This is a genomic window from Achromobacter sp. NFACC18-2 (assembly GCF_900108985.1).
Classification (GTDB): domain Bacteria; phylum Pseudomonadota; class Gammaproteobacteria; order Burkholderiales; family Burkholderiaceae_B; genus Achromobacter.
The window spans coordinates 1-14,850 of sequence record NZ_FNYM01000010.1; the positions used below are offsets into that span (position 1 = coordinate 1).

Below are 14,850 nucleotides of genomic sequence, written 5' to 3' on the forward strand. Positions count from 1 at the left end.
GACACCCTGGCATGGGAAGGCCACGACGACCAGACCACGCACTACCTCTACGAACCCGGCAGCTTCGTCCCGCTGGCCCAGGCGATCAGCCGCAAACCCGTGCTGCTGCATCAACAACCTGTTTACGCGGGTGCCTACGACATCGACCGCGATCCGCTATGGACAACCTCGCCCGACCCGGACCCGGTGGACGCCATGGCCTGGTATCACTGCGACCACCTGGGCACGCCGCAGGAACTGACCGACGCGCAAGGCGAAATTGCCTGGAGCGCGCATTACCACGCTTGGGGTGAAGCAAAAGAGGCCATCACCGATGCCGCCCGCGCGGCGGGAATCCGTAATCCGATCCGATTCCAGGGGCAGTATCTCGACCCGGAAACGGGCCTGCATTACAACCGCCATCGGTACTATGATCCGCAGATCGGGCGGTTCATATCGAAGGATCCGATCGGGTTTGCGGGTGGGCTGAATGTCTATGAGTATGCGGATAACCCGTTGGGGTGGATTGATCCGCTAGGCCTGACCGCCGGCAGCGGTGGCCATTCGTCGGGTACTGGTAAACCTCGGCTCACCGGCGCAACGGCAAATTCAGTTTATACAAAGAGCGACGGGGCGGGGAAGGTCGCGGTGCAAAACGCAATTTATGACGGCAACGGAGACTTGATCGGGCAGGTGGATTTCAAGAATCATGGAGGATGCGCATGTTCTGGCCATGCGCACCGGATAGATCCGCCTGGTAGTGCGGTCAGCGTTGCGGCCGCTCACGGCCCCAACGCTTCTCATATTCCACCGGCTAGCGTTCCGAGTGAATGGAAGGTGGTTCCGCCCGGGATGAAACCAGCTACGCCGATTGGCGAATGAGAGAGGAAAAATGGCAGAGTCAATTATTAAGCTAATGAGCGACTATCACAATTTTGACGACGGGCTGGTTATGTCTTTCGGCTTCTTCTATCCGACCAGGGAACCGCCGGCCGTTCAGGGGACGTTTTACGCCAAGAATCATGCATTGCCCGGTGATCAATGGGATACCGTAACCATCGTCGTCAGGGATATTGTGGAATTCCATGCCCAATGGCGTGGGAATCAAGCAAACTCGATATGCGCAGGTGTGCACTTGGTTCGGTTCGGCGACCTGTGGTGCTTGGACGTGGACGGCGCATATGGAAGCCTCGAAGATCCTAGGTCGATAGATGAAGTTCGCCAGTATGGGGACTGCTACGCAATAGGTCGCGGTGTCGATTTCCATATTTCAGAAGACCGCAACGTAGACATATTCGCCAATATCTTTTCGGGCGGCGCAGGCTAACGCTGCAATCCGCATACCTCCAAGTCACTCTCCGTAAGGGGAATCGCCCAGAAGCAGAGGCTGCCGGGCTCAGTTCGTCTCCCCCTTAAAACCCCTCCCGCGGCACATGCACCCGCCCTTCCATCAGCACCCGCGCGCTGCGGCTCATGATGGCCTTGGTGACTTTCCATTCGCCGTCAACCGACTGCGCCTGCGCGCCCACGCGCAGCGTGCCGGACGGGTGGCCGAAGCACACGTTGTCGCGTTCGCCGCCGCCCGCGGCCAGGTTGACCAGTGTGCCGGGCACGGCGGCCGCGGTGGCGATGGCGACGGAGGCCGTGCCCATCATGGCGTGGTGCAGCTTGCCCATGGACAGGGCGCGCACCAGGACGTCGATGTCGCCCGTGCCGATCTGCTTGCCGCTGGACGACACGTAGGCCTTGGGCGGGGCGACGAAGGCGATCTTGGGGGTGTGCTGGCGGCTGGCGGCCTCGGCGATGTCCTTGATGAGGCCCATGCGCAGCGCGCCGTGGGCGCGGATGGTCTCGAAGCGCGCCAGCGCGGCGGCGTCGCCGTTGATGGCTTCCTGCAGTTCCGTGCCGGTGTAGCCCAGGGCATCGGCTTCCAGGAAGATCGTGGGGATGCCGGAGTTGATCATCGTGGCCTTGAAGGTGCCCACGCCCGGCACTTCCAGGTTGTCGACCAGGTTGCCGGTGGGGAACATGGAACCGCCGTCGCCTTCCTCGGCCGGGTCCATGAATTCCAGGCGCAGTTCGGCGGCCGGGAAGGTCACGCCGTCCAGCTCGAAGTCGCCGGTCTCCTGCACCGCGCCGCCGGTGATGGGCACGTGCGCGATGATGGTTTTCTGGATGTTGGCCTGCCAGATGCGCACCACGGCGGTGCCGTCCTGCGGGATGCGGGCCGGATCGACGAGGCCGTTGGTGATGGCGAAGGGGCCGACCGCGGCGGACAGGTTGCCGCAGTTGCCGCTCCAGTCCACGAAGGGCTGGTCGATGGAGACCTGGCCGAAGAGGTAGTCCACGTCATGGTCGGGACGGGTGCTCTTGGCGACGATGACGGTCTTGCTGGTGCTGGAGGTGGCGGCGCCCATGCCGTCGATCTGCTTGCCGTAGGGGTCGGGGCTGCCGATCACGCGCAGCAGCAGCGCGTCGCGCGCGGCGCCGGGCACGCGCGCGGACTCGGGCAGGTCGTCCAGCTTGAAGAACACGCCTTTGCTGGTGCCGCCGCGCATGTAGGTGGCCGCGATCTTGGTTTGGGGAGCATGTGCCATGAAACAGTCCTGAGATATCGGAATAGGGGCGGCGGGCGCTGCAACGCCCGCCGGTCTGCATGACGGCCGGTCAGGCGAGCTTGCCGGCGCCGGAGGCGGAGGCGGCCTCCAGGAAATCCTGCGCAAAGCGTTGCAGCACGCCGCCGGCTTCGTAGATCGAGACTTCTTCGGCGGTGTCCAGGCGGCAGGTCACCGGGACCTGCTCGGTGCTGCCGTTGCGGCGGTGGATGACCAGCGTCAGGTCCGCGCGCGGCTTGCGTTCGCCGGTCACGTCGTAGCTCTCGGTGCCGTCCAGCGCCAGGGTCTTGCGGTTCACGCCCGGCTTGAATTCCAGCGGCAGCACGCCCATGCCGATGAGGTTGGTGCGGTGGATGCGCTCGAAGCCTTCGGCGACGATGGCCTCGACCCCGGCCAGGCGCACGCCCTTGGCGGCCCAGTCGCGCGACGAGCCCTGGCCGTAGTCGGCGCCGGCCACGATGATGAGCGGCTGCTTGCGGTTCATGTAGGTTTCAATGGCTTCCCACATGCGCATGACCTGGCCTTCGGGCTCCACGCGCGCCAGCGAGCCCTGCTTCACGCTGCCGTCGGCGTTCTTGACCATCTCGTTGAAGAGCTTGGGATTGGCGAAGGTGGCGCGCTGCGCGGTCAGGTGATCGCCGCGGTGCGTGGCGTAGGAGTTGAAGTCCTCTTCGGGCAGGCCCATCTTGTGTAGATACTCGCCCGCGGCGCTGTCCAGCAGGATGGCGTTGGATGGCGACAGGTGGTCGGTGGTGATATTGTCGCCCAGCACGGCCAGCGGCAGCATGCCGCGCAGCGTGCGTTCGCCGGCGAGCGCGCCTTCCCAGTAGGGCGGGCGGCGGATGTAGGTGCTTTGCGGGCGCCAGTCGTACAGCGGGCTGACGGCGGTCTGGCGGTCGTCCTTGATGCCGAACATCGGGGCGTAGACCTTGCGGAACTGCTCGGGCTTGACCGCGGACTTGACCATGGCGTCGATTTCCTCGTCGCTGGGCCAAATGTCCTTCAGGCGGATTTCGCGGCCGTCGGCGGCCACGCCCAGCACGTCGCGCTCGATGTCGAAGCGGATGGTGCCGGCGATGGCGTAGGCCACGACCAGCGGCGGCGAGGCCAGGAAGGCCTGCTTGGCGTAGGGGTGGATGCGGCCGTCGAAGTTGCGGTTGCCGGACAGCACGGCGGTGGCGTAGAGATCGCGGTCGATGATTTCCTGCTGGATCTTCGGGTCCAGCGCGCCGGACATGCCGTTGCACGTGGTACAGGCGAACGCCACGACGCCAAAGCCCAGCTGCTCCAGCTCATGCGTGAGGCCGGCTTCTTCCAGATAGAGCTGCACGGCCTTGGAGCCGGGCGCGAGCGAGCTCTTCACCCAGGGCTTGCGCGCCAGGCCGGCGCGGTTGGCGTTGCGCGCCAGCAGGCCGGCGGCGATGACGTTGCGCGGGTTGCTGGTGTTGGTGCAGCTGGTGATGGCGGCGATGATGACGGCGCCGTCGGGCATGAGGCCGGGCTGGTTTTCGACCACGCCGGCGATGCCGCGTTCGGCCAGGTCGGACACCGGCAGGCGGCGATGCGGATTGGACGGGCCGGCCAGGGTGCGCACCACGGTGGACAGGTCAAAGCGCAGCACGCGCTCGTACTGCGCGGTCGCCAGGCTGTCGGACCACAGGCCCGCGGTCTTGGCGTAGGTTTCCACCAGCGCGATCTGCGCGTCCTCGCGGCCGGTCAGGCGCAGGTAGTCGATGGTCTGCTGGTCGATGGAGAACATCGCGGCCGTGGCGCCGTACTCGGGTGCCATGTTCGAGATGGTGGCGCGGTCGCCCAGCGTGAGGCTGGAGGCGCCTTCGCCGTAGAACTCCAGGTACGCGCCCACGACTTTTTCCTTGCGCAGGAATTCGGTCAGGGTCAGCACGATGTCGGTGGCGGTGATGCCGGGCTGGGCGCGGCCGGTGAGTTCGACGCCGACGATGTCGGGCAGGCGCATCCATGACGCGCGGCCCAGCATGACGTTTTCGGCTTCCAGGCCGCCCACGCCGATGGCGATGACGCCCAGCGCGTCCACGTGCGGCGTGTGGCTGTCGGTGCCCACCAGCGTGTCGGGGAAGGCCACACCGTCCTGCGTGTAGATCACGGGCGACATCCGCTCCAGGTTGATCTGGTGCATGATGCCGTTGCCCGGCGGGACGACTTCGATGTTCTCGAAGGCCGCCTTGGTCCAGTCGATGAAATGGAAGCGGTCTTCGTTGCGGCGGTCTTCGACCGCGCGATTCTTGGCGAAGGCGTCCGGATCGTTGCCGTCGTATTCCACCGCGAGCGAGTGGTCGACGATGAGCTGCACGGGCACCACGGGGTTGACCTTGGCCGGGTCGCCGCCCTTGTCGGCGATCGCGTCGCGCAGGCCGGCCAGGTCCACCAGCGCGGTCTGGCCCAGGATGTCATGACAGACGACGCGCGCCGGAAACCACGGAAAATCCAGGTCGCGGCGGCGCTCGATGAGCTGCTTGAGCGCGTCCGTGAGCAGGGCGGGATCGCAGCGGCGCACCAGGTTCTCGGCCAGGACACGCGACGTGTAAGGCAGGCCGTCATACGCGCCGGGCGCAATGGCGTCCACGGCCGCGCGGGCGTCGAAGTAGTCCAGGCGGGTGCCGGGCAGGGTCTTGCGATACGACTTGTTCATCATGCCTCCGTGCGCTGTGGGGTGCTTTGCGCGATCTGTTGTTCGATATTGATGCGGGATGCGCGGATGTGGCGGCGCATCAGCATTTCAGCCAGCTCGCCGTCGCCGTCGGCGATGGCGTCGAGAATGCGGTGGTGTTCGGCGTAGGCCTGCCGCGGGCGGTTGGGCGTGGTCGAATACTGGATGCGGTACATCCGCGCCAGTTGGTAGAGCTCGTCGCAGAGCATGCGAAACAGCATCTGGTTGCCGCTGCCCTTGACGATGCGGTAGTGGAAATCGTAATCCCCTTCCTGCTGGTAGTAGCCCAGGCCGGCCTGGAAGGCTTCGTCGCGTTCGTGCGCTTCCAGCACGCCGCGCAGCTCGTCGATTTCGGACGGCGGCATGCGCTCGGCGGCCAGCCGGCAGGCCGTGCCTTCCAGCGATTCGCGGATTTCGTAGAGTTCAACCAGTTCCTGGATCGACAGGGACACGACCCGCGCGCCGGCGTGCGGCACGCGAACCAGCAGTTTCTGGCCTTCCAGGCGATGCAGGGCTTCGCGCAGCGGACCGCGGCTGACGCCGTGGATGCGCGCCAGCTCGGGCTCGGAAATCTTGCTGCCCGGGGCGATCTCGCCCTTGACGATGGCGGACTGGATCTTGCGGAAGATGTGGTCCGACAGGGTTTCGCCGTCGTTCGGCGCTGCCGTCGGCAGGGTGAGCACTTTGCTCATGGTGTCGACAATCCGTAGGTTTTCTTGGGAAATATCCCAGAAAAGCGCGCCTGGCGCGCCAAATTGTCAACAATTTACTCCCGGGCGGGGGGCGGACGCAAGCGGGCCGGCGGCCCGCGGCACGGCGCGGCCCAGGCCTTGGCGCCCTGGGCGCGGCGCCGGCCGGGGGACGGATCAGTAGGGTTCGGAGGTGCTGCTGATCAGGCGGAACAGCCCGCTATCCGATGACACGCCCAGCTTGCGGAACGCGGCCGCCTTCTGCGAGCTGACCGTCTTGGGGCTTTTATGCAGGCGCGCCGCGATTTCCATCACGTTGATGCCCGACACGAAGGTCTTGAGGACGATGCGTTCGCTGGGGGACAGCTTGGCGCTGTCGAGCAAGGCCTGGATGCGCCGCCCGGCCCGGATGCGCTGCGCCGCGACGGGAAAGATGGGAGAAAGGCTGTCGGGCAGCAGGTGCCGGATCGCGGGGTCGATGAATTGCCCCCCGGCGTGGACGCGGCGCAGCGCGGTGAGGACGACCTCTTCCGGCGCGCACTTGCTGACAAAACCGTGGGCGCCGAGGCGCAAGGCCAGGGCGGCAACGCCGGGGTCCTGCGAGGCGGAGAAGATGACGACGCGGGCGTCGGGATGCAGCCGTCGCAGGATGGGAATGAGCTCGGCGCCATCGTGATGGGAGTCGTCGAGGAAGTATTCCATGAGCACCACCTCGGTGTGCATGGATGACATCGCGTCGAGCAGGGCCACGCTGTCGTCGTACGTGCCGAGCACTTCGACGTCGGTGCATTTTTCGAATATTGCGGTGAGACCTTTGAGTACCAGGGGATGGCTGTCCAGGATGCCGAGCCGTATGCGGGGCGGGTGCATGTGCATGGGAATGAGGGTTCTGCCTGTCTGCAAGATTAGGTAATGCCGGCCGCCTGGTGAGCGGCCGGGAGACACCGCGGCGATAGACCGGCGGCCTTGCGGCGGCGTGCGCATCGAGAAGTCCCGGTTCGATCGTCACTGGGATTTTTATGGCGCGGTGGGTCACTGGGAATAGGACTATTTCGAAAAGCGAAGACAAGTTGTTCGCTCAGCGGCTTTTCGCGGGCCGCCCTGCGCCTGATCAAGCAGGGAAACGGCGCCGCGCCGCGAGCAATCTTTTCGGAAATAACTTTTGTCTAGTCTGATTGTTTCGTCGATTGATGGTGGATAGCCTCGGAAAAATCCTTGGGCCAACCACTTAAAAGACGAATGACAATTCTTCGACGCGTCCTGTTCGGAAAACTCAATCAACGACTGTTCCAGAGCCTGGAATCGGCCACGGCATTCTGCAAATTGCGGGGAAACCCGTACGTGGAGGTGGTCCACTGGCTGCATCAGCTGTTGAATCAATCGGATGGCGATCTGCAGCGCATCCTGCGTCACGCGGGAGCCGATCCCGAAGTCATCGACCTGCATGTGCGCGAGGCGCTGGCGTCATTGCCTGGCGGCGCGGGATCGGTCAGCGACTTCTCCTACCAGGTCGAGATCGCGGTCGAGCGGGCGTGGATCAGCGCGACCCTGCAGTTCAACGACTCCCGCATCCGGGGCGGCTGGCTGATCCACGCGCTGGCCACCGACCCCGAATTGCGCCGGGTGCTCCTGGGTATTTCGCCCGAATTCCGCAAGGTGCCGATGGACGACCTGGCGGCGCCCCTGCGCGGCTGGATCGACGGGTCGCCCGAGGCCGCGGGGCCGGCGTCGGGGCAGCCGGCAGGGCAACGGCCGGACGGCGCCGCGCAGGACGGCGCGCCCGGTCAGGACGATCTTTTGGCCAAGTTCTGCACGGACCTCACCGCGCGGGCCCGCGACGGGGGCCTGGACCCCGTGCTCAGCCGCGAGATCGAGATTCGCGCCATGGTCGATGTGCTGATGCGCCGGCGCCAGAACAATCCGCTGCTGACCGGCGAGGCAGGCGTGGGCAAGACCGCGGTGGTCGAGGGCCTGGCGATCGCCATCGCGCAGGGGGTCGTGCCCCCGATGCTGGCGGGCGCGCGCGTGCTGAACGTGGACATCGGCGCCATGCTGGCGGGCGCCAGCGTGAAGGGCGAGTTCGAATCGCGCCTGAAGGGCCTGCTGGACGCGGCCAAGCGCTCGGCCGCCATGACCATCCTCTTCATCGATGAAATGCACACGCTGATCGGCGCGGGCGGCCAGGCCGGGACGGGCGACGCCGCCAACCTGCTCAAGCCCATGCTGGCGCGGGGCGACCTGCGCGTGATCGGGGCCACGACGTGGGCGGAGTACAAGCGCTACATCGAAAAGGATCCCGCGCTGACGCGCCGGTTCCACATGTTGCAGGTGGCGGAACCGCAGATCGAGCAGGCCGTGGCCATGGTGCGTGGCCTGGTGCCCAGCTTCGCGCGCCACCACGGCGTGCTGGTCCGCGACGACGCGGTGCGGGCGGCGGTGACCCTGTCGCAGCGTTACCTGCCCACGCGGCAGCTGCCGGACAAGGCGATCAGCCTGCTCGACACCGCCTGCGCCCGGGTGGCGCTGTCGCAGCACGCCCCGCCCAAGGTGCTCGAGCACGTCCAGCAGCGCATGCTGGCCTGCGAGTCCGAGCGCGCGTTGCTGGATGCGGAGGCAACTGTCGGCCTGCGCGATGCCGCCGAGCTGGCCGAGATCGACGCGCGCATGGCGGCGTTGCGGGACGAGAAGGCGGCCATCGAGCACGACTGGCGCGAGCAGCGCGCCCAGGTCCAAGCCCTCCTGGAGCGGCGCGCCGCGGCGCTCGAGGGCAGGCCGGACGGCGCGGACCCGGAATCGGCGTCCGCGTTGGCGCAAGCCGCGCAGGCTCTGCGTGCGCAGCAGGGCGAAACGCCGCTGGTGCATCCGGAGGTCGGCGACAGCGCGGTGGCGGAAATCGTCGCCGACTGGACCGGCATTCCCGTCGGGCGCATGCTCACCGACGAGATCACGGCCGTGCGCAATCTCCAAGGCGCCCTGCGCGCGCGGGTGATCGGGCAGGAGCAGCCCATCGAGCGCATCGTGCAGCGGGTGCGCACCGCCCGCGCGGGGCTGTCCGATCCGCAAAAGCCCCAGGGCGTATTCCTGCTGGCCGGCCCCTCGGGCGTGGGCAAGACCGAAACCGCGCTCGCGCTGGCCGAAGCGCTGTATGGCGGCGAACAGAATCTCATCTCCATCAACCTCAGCGAATACCAGGAAGCGCACACGGTGTCGGGCCTGCGCGGCGCGCCGCCCGGGTACGTGGGCTACGGCGAAGGCGGGGTGCTGACCGAAGCGGTGCGCCGCCGGCCTTACTCCGTGATCCTGCTCGATGAGGTCGAGAAGGCGCACAGCGACGTGCACGAACTGTTCTTCCAGGTGTTCGACAAGGGCTACATGGAAGACGGCGACGGACGCTACATCGACTTTCGCAACACGGTCATCCTGCTGACGACCAACGTGGCCAGCGAGCTGATCGCCACGCTCTGCGCGGACGAGGACGCGCCGCCCGCGTTCGACGGCCTGCGACAGGCGATCGAGCCCGACCTGCTGGCGCGCTTTCCGGCGGCGCTGCTGGGCCGCCTGACCGTCATCCCCTACGCGCCGTTGCGCAGCGATGCGCTGGCCAGCATCGTGCGGCTGCACCTGGACCGCGTGGTGCGCCGTATGTCCGAAACATTGAAGTCGCGGCTTTCCTACGAGCAGGACGTGGTCGATTATGTGGTGGCCGCGTGCCGGGTCGACCAGACGGGCGCCCGCGCGCTGATCGGCCATCTCGAACAGCACATCCTGCCGCGCCTGGCGTCCCTCTGGATGGATGCCATGGCCGACCGCAAGACGCTGGCGCGCGTGGACATCCTGGTCCAGGACAAGGACGCGGCGCCGGAAGCCGCTTTTTCGTTTCAACCGCAGCTGGTGGACGCAAACTGAAGGGGCCGCCCAATGTCCAATCCGATCCGAGTCATCGTGGCCGACGGTCATCCCGTCTGCGTCAGGGGCGTGCAGGTCGAAGTCGCGGAGATGAGCCATGCCCGGGTCGTCGCAAGCGCCCAGAACTCGACGCAGCTCTTCAGCGTGCTGCTGAGCCAGCCGTGCGATGTGCTCGTGAGCGACTACGTCATGTCGGGCGAGAGCTTCGGCGACGGCCTGGGCATGCTGACGCTGATCCAGCAGCGGCATCCGGCGCTCAAGCTCATCGTGCTGACGTCGATCGACAGTCCGCTGGTGCTGCAGGCGGTGGAACGGCTGGGGGTGCAGGGCATTGTCAGCAAGTCCGACATGACCGAACACCTGCGCCATGCGATACAGGCCACCTGGCGCGGCGACCGGTATCGCTCGCCGCGGATACGCGGGGCGCTCGAGGCGGGGACCGGCGGCGCGGGCGCGGAACGCGCCAGCAAACTGACGCCGTGCGAAGTCGAGGTCGTGCGCCTGTTTCTCGCCGGCCTGACGGTCGGCGAAATCGCCGAGAAGTTCTCGCGCTCGAAGCAGACGGTCAGCGCGCAGAAGCGCGCCGCGATGCGCAAACTGGACGTGCATTCAGACAGCGAACTGGTCAGGTATGGCGTGCGCAACGGCCTGACCTGACAAGCGACATCCGGCTCGGGCAGCAAAGGCCGGATTTCGTCTTATTGTCGCCGCGCACGTCAATCACACCGGGCTTTTTTCCTCCGTATCGGACAGCGCTGATGTGCGAGCCCGCGGGCGCTACCTAGACTGACCGTGGTCGTGTCAGAAGATGGACCAGCGGATTCCGCCTCCGTGTTTTGAGTTCTGGCCACGCGTTCTCACTTCGATATCCAAACAGAGGAACTTAAGATGAAACTCCGCATTCTCGGCATCTCCATCGCCGCCGCGCTGGGCGCTGTCGCGTTGCCGGCAAGCGCCGCGCAAGTCGGCACGGGCAAGGTCAACTTCGAAGGCACCCTGATTCCCGACACCTGCAAGGTCGCTCCGGCTTCGGAGGACCAGACCGTCCTGCTGCCGACGGTGTCGACCCAATCGCTGATCACCGAGGGCGATACGGCGGGTTCCAGGGCGTTCGAAATCGACGTCATCGAGTGCCCCGACACCATCGACGAGGTCCAGGCGCACTTCGAGATCACCAACATGGAACCGAAATACCGCACGCTGAAGAACCTGGAATCCACTGGCGCCCAGAACGTCACGGTCCAGCTCCTCGAGGCGGACGGGACTCCCATTCAGGCGGGCTCGGCGGGCACTGCGTTCCCGGTCACCGGCGCCGGCGCCACGCGCGGCGCAACCCTGGTCTACGGCGGCCAGTACTTCTCGCTGGGCGGGGCCACCTCGGGTGTCGTGAAGACGTTCGCCGAGTTCACGCTGGCCTATCCGTAAGCATCGGCTGGCCTAGCTTGAACTTCCGCCGGGGCGTGCCGCCCCGGCGAATCGATATCCGCGTTTCCCGATCAAGGACTACCGTGTTCTTCGTCTACCTGCGCGCGGCGCTTGCCGCGCTTCTGGCATGCATTGCCGCAAGTGTGAATGCCGGTGTGGTCATCACCGGAACCCGCGTCGTGTATCCCGAGGGCAGCCGCGAGGTCAGCCTGCGGATGCGCAACGCCGATGAAAAGCCGCTGCTGGTCCAGTCATGGATCGATGACGGCAATATCAATTCCACCCCTGGCGCGCTGGACGTGCCGTTCCTGGTCACGCCGCCGGTCTCGCGGGTCGAGCCCGGCAAGGGGCAGACGCTGCGCATCGTGTACGTGGGCGCCGACCTGCCGCGCGACCGTGAATCCCTCTACTTCCTGAATGTGCTGGAAGTCCCGCCCAAAGCCGAGCGCAAGGAAAACGAGAACTACATGCAGCTCGCGGTGCGCACGCGGCTCAAGCTGTTCATGCGTCCGGGCGGCCTGACGGCGCTGGTCGAGGAGGCGCCTCAGGCCCTGACCTGGCAGTTGGGCGACAAAGGCGCGCTGCAGGTCAGCAATCCCACCCCGTACTACGTCACCTTCAGCCGCGTGCAGGCCAACATCGCCGGATCGCAGGTCTTCTTCGCGCAGGACATGGTCGCGCCGTTCGGCACGCTGGTCTTGAAGCGCGCGGCGGGCAAGGCAGCCGACAGGCAGCCGGTTGCCGCCAATCAGGTGCGCTTCGGGGTCATCAATGACTACGGCGCGGAAGTGCAGACGCAGGCGGAAATCAGGCCGCGTCCCTAGGTGCAAAGGAAAAAATGATGCTGCGAGGTTGCGTGAAGATGCACAAGTCATGGGCGGCCGGACTCTCGGGCACAGCCGCGAATGCGGGACGCGGCCGATGGCGGCAGGCGGCCATTACGGCGCTCATGCTGCCTTGCGCGGCCGGCGCGGCGCCGCCGGCCGAGGCGCCGCGTTACGCGCAGGTCGATTTCGATCCCCGTTTCCTGTTCGGGACGTCGATGGACCTGGCAAGATTCAGCCGCGGCAACGCGGTGCTGCCGGGCCTCTACGCGACCGACGTCAGGGTCAATGGCCAGCGGGTGGGCACGTTCGACGTGCGTTTCCAGGCGGTGGACGCCGCGGGCTTCACCGAACCCTGCTTCAGCCTGATGGAGCTTGAGCAACTGGGCATCGACACCGCGCGGCTGCTGGCCGCCCGAACGGGCGAGGCGCCGGCGACGCGGGACGCCTCCCTTGGGGACGCCACAGGCTGCGAGCCCCTGAGCGTGGCGGTGCCCGGTTCGCGCGCCGACATGAACCTGGGCGACCTGCTGCTGGACCTGAGCGTGCCGCAGGCCTACATGCACACGCGGGTCCGCGGATGGGTCGATTCGTCGCGCTGGAACGAGGGCGCCACCGTCGGCCTGCTGGACTACAGCCTGAACGCGTACTCCAGCCGCACCAACACCATAGGCACGAATTTCAGCAATCTGTACCTGGGCCTGACGTCCGGCGTGAATCTCGGCGCGTGGCGCCTGCGCCAGCGCTCGTCCAAAAGCTGGTCCAATCGCGGCAATTCCAGCTGGGACAGCATCGAAACCTACGCACAGCGGGACATCGCGCCCTGGCGCGGACAGCTCGTGCTGGGCGACAGCAACACCAGCGGAGAACTCTTCGACACGTCCAGCCTGCGCGGCGTGCGGCTCTTCAGCGATGACCGGATGCTGCCCGATTCGCTGCGCAGCTACGCGCCCATCGTGCGCGGCATTGCCGACACCAACGCCGTCGTCACGGTGCGCCAGGGCGGACGGGTCATCCACGAACAGAACGTGCCGGCAGGGCCGTTCGAGCTGGCCGACATGCCGGCGGCCGGCTATGGCGGCGACCTCGAAGTGACCGTCCAGGAAGCGGATGGGCGCCAAAGCACGTTCAGCGTGCCGTTCTCGACCGTGCCCCTGCTGCTGCGCCAGGGCGTGCACCGCTACAGCGTCGGCGTGGGCAAGTATCGCAACGCCGAGTCCGACGGCGAACCCTGGATGGCCGAAGGCACCTACCAGTACGGCGTGACCGACGGGCTGACCGCCTACGCGGGCACGCAGGCGTCCGAGGGCTATGCCTCGCTCATGCTGGGGTCTGCCCTGAATACGCCCATCGGCGCGTTCTCGCTGGACGTGACCGGGGCGCGCACGCAGATCGGCGGCGCGTCGCACAAGGGCCTGAGCACGCGGCTGAACTATTCGAACATCCTGCAGGACACCGGCACGCGCTTCTCCATGGCCGGCTACCGCTATTCCACCTCCAACTTCTATTCCCTGCGCGATGCCATCTACGCGCGCGAAGGCGGTGGCGGCAGCGAGGACGATCCGGGCTACGCCTGGCGTAATTTCCGCGTGAAGGAGCGGTTCCAGGTGAACGTATCGCAGCCCGTGGGCGACCGGGGCAACCTGTTCGTCACCGGCAGCAGCCAGAACTACTGGCGCGAGGATTCCGGCCATGACCTGCAGTTCCAGATCGGTTACAGCGGCGGGTATCGCCAGCTCACCTATGCGGTCTACGCGCAGCGCAGCCGCAGCGGCGAGTCGGCGACGATGAGCAACCAGGTCATGCTGACGCTGTCGATTCCCCTGGGCCGCAATGCGATCGACGCCGGCCCGGGCTTTAACAGCCTGAGCACCAGCATCAGCCGCAGCTCCCGGGGCGACCACCTGGTCCAGGCGTCGGCCAGCGGCAGCGGGGGCACGGAACTGCCCGTGTCGTTCGGCCTGACCGCCACCACCGCGCAGAACAGCGAATCGAGCGCCAGCGTCAACACCCTGGGCGGCTACGGCACCTACCGAGCGCCGTTCGGCACCTACACGGCCAACGCGTCGATTGGCAACCGGTCCAAGCAGGTGGGGCTGGGTGCGCGCGGCGCCGTGGTCGCGCACAGCGGCGGCCTGACGGCGGGGCCCTCGCTGGGCCGCGCGGGCGCGCTGGTGCAGGCCAAGGGCGCCACCGGCGCGCGGCTGATCAACGGCCAGGGCGCGGAAATCGATGCGAACGGCTACGCGCTCGTGCCGTCCCTGACACCGTACCGGGTCAACAACGTGATGCTCGACCCCTCCAGCCTCGGCATGGACGTCGAGCTGGACAACACCTCCGAAGAGATCGTGCCCACGCTGGATGCCATCGTGCTGGTGGAAATGCGCACGACCCAGGGCCGGCCGGTGCTGCTGCGGCTGCGCCGCGAGGACGGCGAAGCCGTGCCGCTGGGCGCCGACGTGTTCCAGGAGGCGGACGGCACCGCCCTGGGCACGGTGGGCCAAGGCGGCGCCGCGCTGGTGCGCGGGCTGGCGGAGCAGGGCGCGGTGCAGATTCGTTGGGGCCAGGCGCCAGACCAGCAATGCCGGGCCGAATACACGCTGCCGCCGCAAGCGCCCGCCGTCGCGGGGCAGCCCAAGGCGGGCATCGCCAGCATCGTGCGCGTACAGGCGGCGTGCCGCGTATCGGGGGCCGCGGTGTCCGCGGCGCCAGGCAAGAAAGGGTGA

11 protein-coding genes are annotated in these 14,850 nt (G+C 66.8%); 7 read left to right on the plus strand and 4 right to left on the minus strand.

Annotated features, from left to right (window positions below; all coding sequences use genetic code 11):
• Nucleotides 1–861, plus strand: an 861-nt coding sequence (locus tag BMW75_RS29915) for an RHS repeat domain-containing protein (protein WP_175493190.1), incomplete at its 5' end; no start/stop codon positions are given.
• A gap of 10 nt (nt 862–871) precedes the next feature.
• A complete protein-coding gene (locus BMW75_RS16290; protein ID WP_139208546.1) occupies nt 872–1,306 on the plus strand; it encodes a hypothetical protein in 435 nt (144 codons plus the stop codon).
• An 85-nt stretch (nt 1,307–1,391) separates the two neighbouring features.
• Here BMW75_RS16290 and prpF read toward each other — a convergent pair whose 3' ends face one another.
• From prpF to BMW75_RS16310, 4 genes are all read right to left on the minus strand, one after another.
• A complete protein-coding gene (gene prpF / locus BMW75_RS16295) occupies nt 1,392–2,576 on the minus strand; it encodes a 2-methylaconitate cis-trans isomerase PrpF (protein ID WP_092580837.1) in 1,185 nt (394 codons plus the stop codon).
• A 70-nt stretch (nt 2,577–2,646) separates the two neighbouring features.
• Nucleotides 2,647–5,262, minus strand: a complete 2,616-nt coding sequence (acnD, locus tag BMW75_RS16300) for a Fe/S-dependent 2-methylisocitrate dehydratase AcnD (RefSeq protein ID WP_092580839.1) — start codon at nt 5,260–5,262, stop codon at nt 2,647–2,649.
• Nucleotides 5,262–5,972, minus strand: a complete 711-nt coding sequence (locus tag BMW75_RS16305; RefSeq protein ID WP_092580841.1) for a GntR family transcriptional regulator — start codon at nt 5,970–5,972, stop codon at nt 5,262–5,264. The genes acnD and BMW75_RS16305 overlap by 1 nt, the downstream gene beginning before the upstream one ends.
• Nucleotides 5,973–6,146: 174 nt before the next feature.
• Nucleotides 6,147–6,845, minus strand: coding sequence for a response regulator (locus BMW75_RS16310; protein WP_175493191.1), 699 nt, complete (start codon nt 6,843–6,845; stop codon nt 6,147–6,149).
• A gap of 363 nt (nt 6,846–7,208) precedes the next feature.
• On the opposite strand from BMW75_RS16310, the gene tssH reads away from it, so the two are divergent.
• The 5 genes from tssH to BMW75_RS16335 all read left to right on the plus strand — a co-directional run bounded on the left by tssH (nt 7,209) and on the right by BMW75_RS16335 (nt 14,850).
• The gene (gene tssH, locus BMW75_RS16315; RefSeq protein ID WP_092580846.1) at nt 7,209–9,875 is read left to right on the plus strand and encodes a type VI secretion system ATPase TssH; all 2,667 of its coding nucleotides are present in this window, start codon (nt 7,209–7,211) and stop codon (nt 9,873–9,875) included.
• 12 nt (nt 9,876–9,887) lie between these two features.
• Nucleotides 9,888–10,532: a response regulator gene (locus tag BMW75_RS16320; protein ID WP_076517040.1), complete on the plus strand. Its 645-nt coding sequence runs from the start codon at nt 9,888–9,890 to the stop codon at nt 10,530–10,532.
• A gap of 231 nt (nt 10,533–10,763) precedes the next feature.
• Nucleotides 10,764–11,300: a fimbrial protein gene (locus tag BMW75_RS16325; RefSeq protein WP_092580848.1), complete on the plus strand. Its 537-nt coding sequence runs from the start codon at nt 10,764–10,766 to the stop codon at nt 11,298–11,300.
• A gap of 83 nt (nt 11,301–11,383) precedes the next feature.
• A complete protein-coding gene (locus tag BMW75_RS16330) occupies nt 11,384–12,124 on the plus strand; it encodes a fimbrial biogenesis chaperone (protein ID WP_231952213.1) in 741 nt (246 codons plus the stop codon).
• 38 nt (nt 12,125–12,162) lie between these two features.
• Nucleotides 12,163–14,850, plus strand: coding sequence for a fimbria/pilus outer membrane usher protein (locus BMW75_RS16335; protein WP_175493192.1), 2,688 nt, complete (start codon nt 12,163–12,165; stop codon nt 14,848–14,850).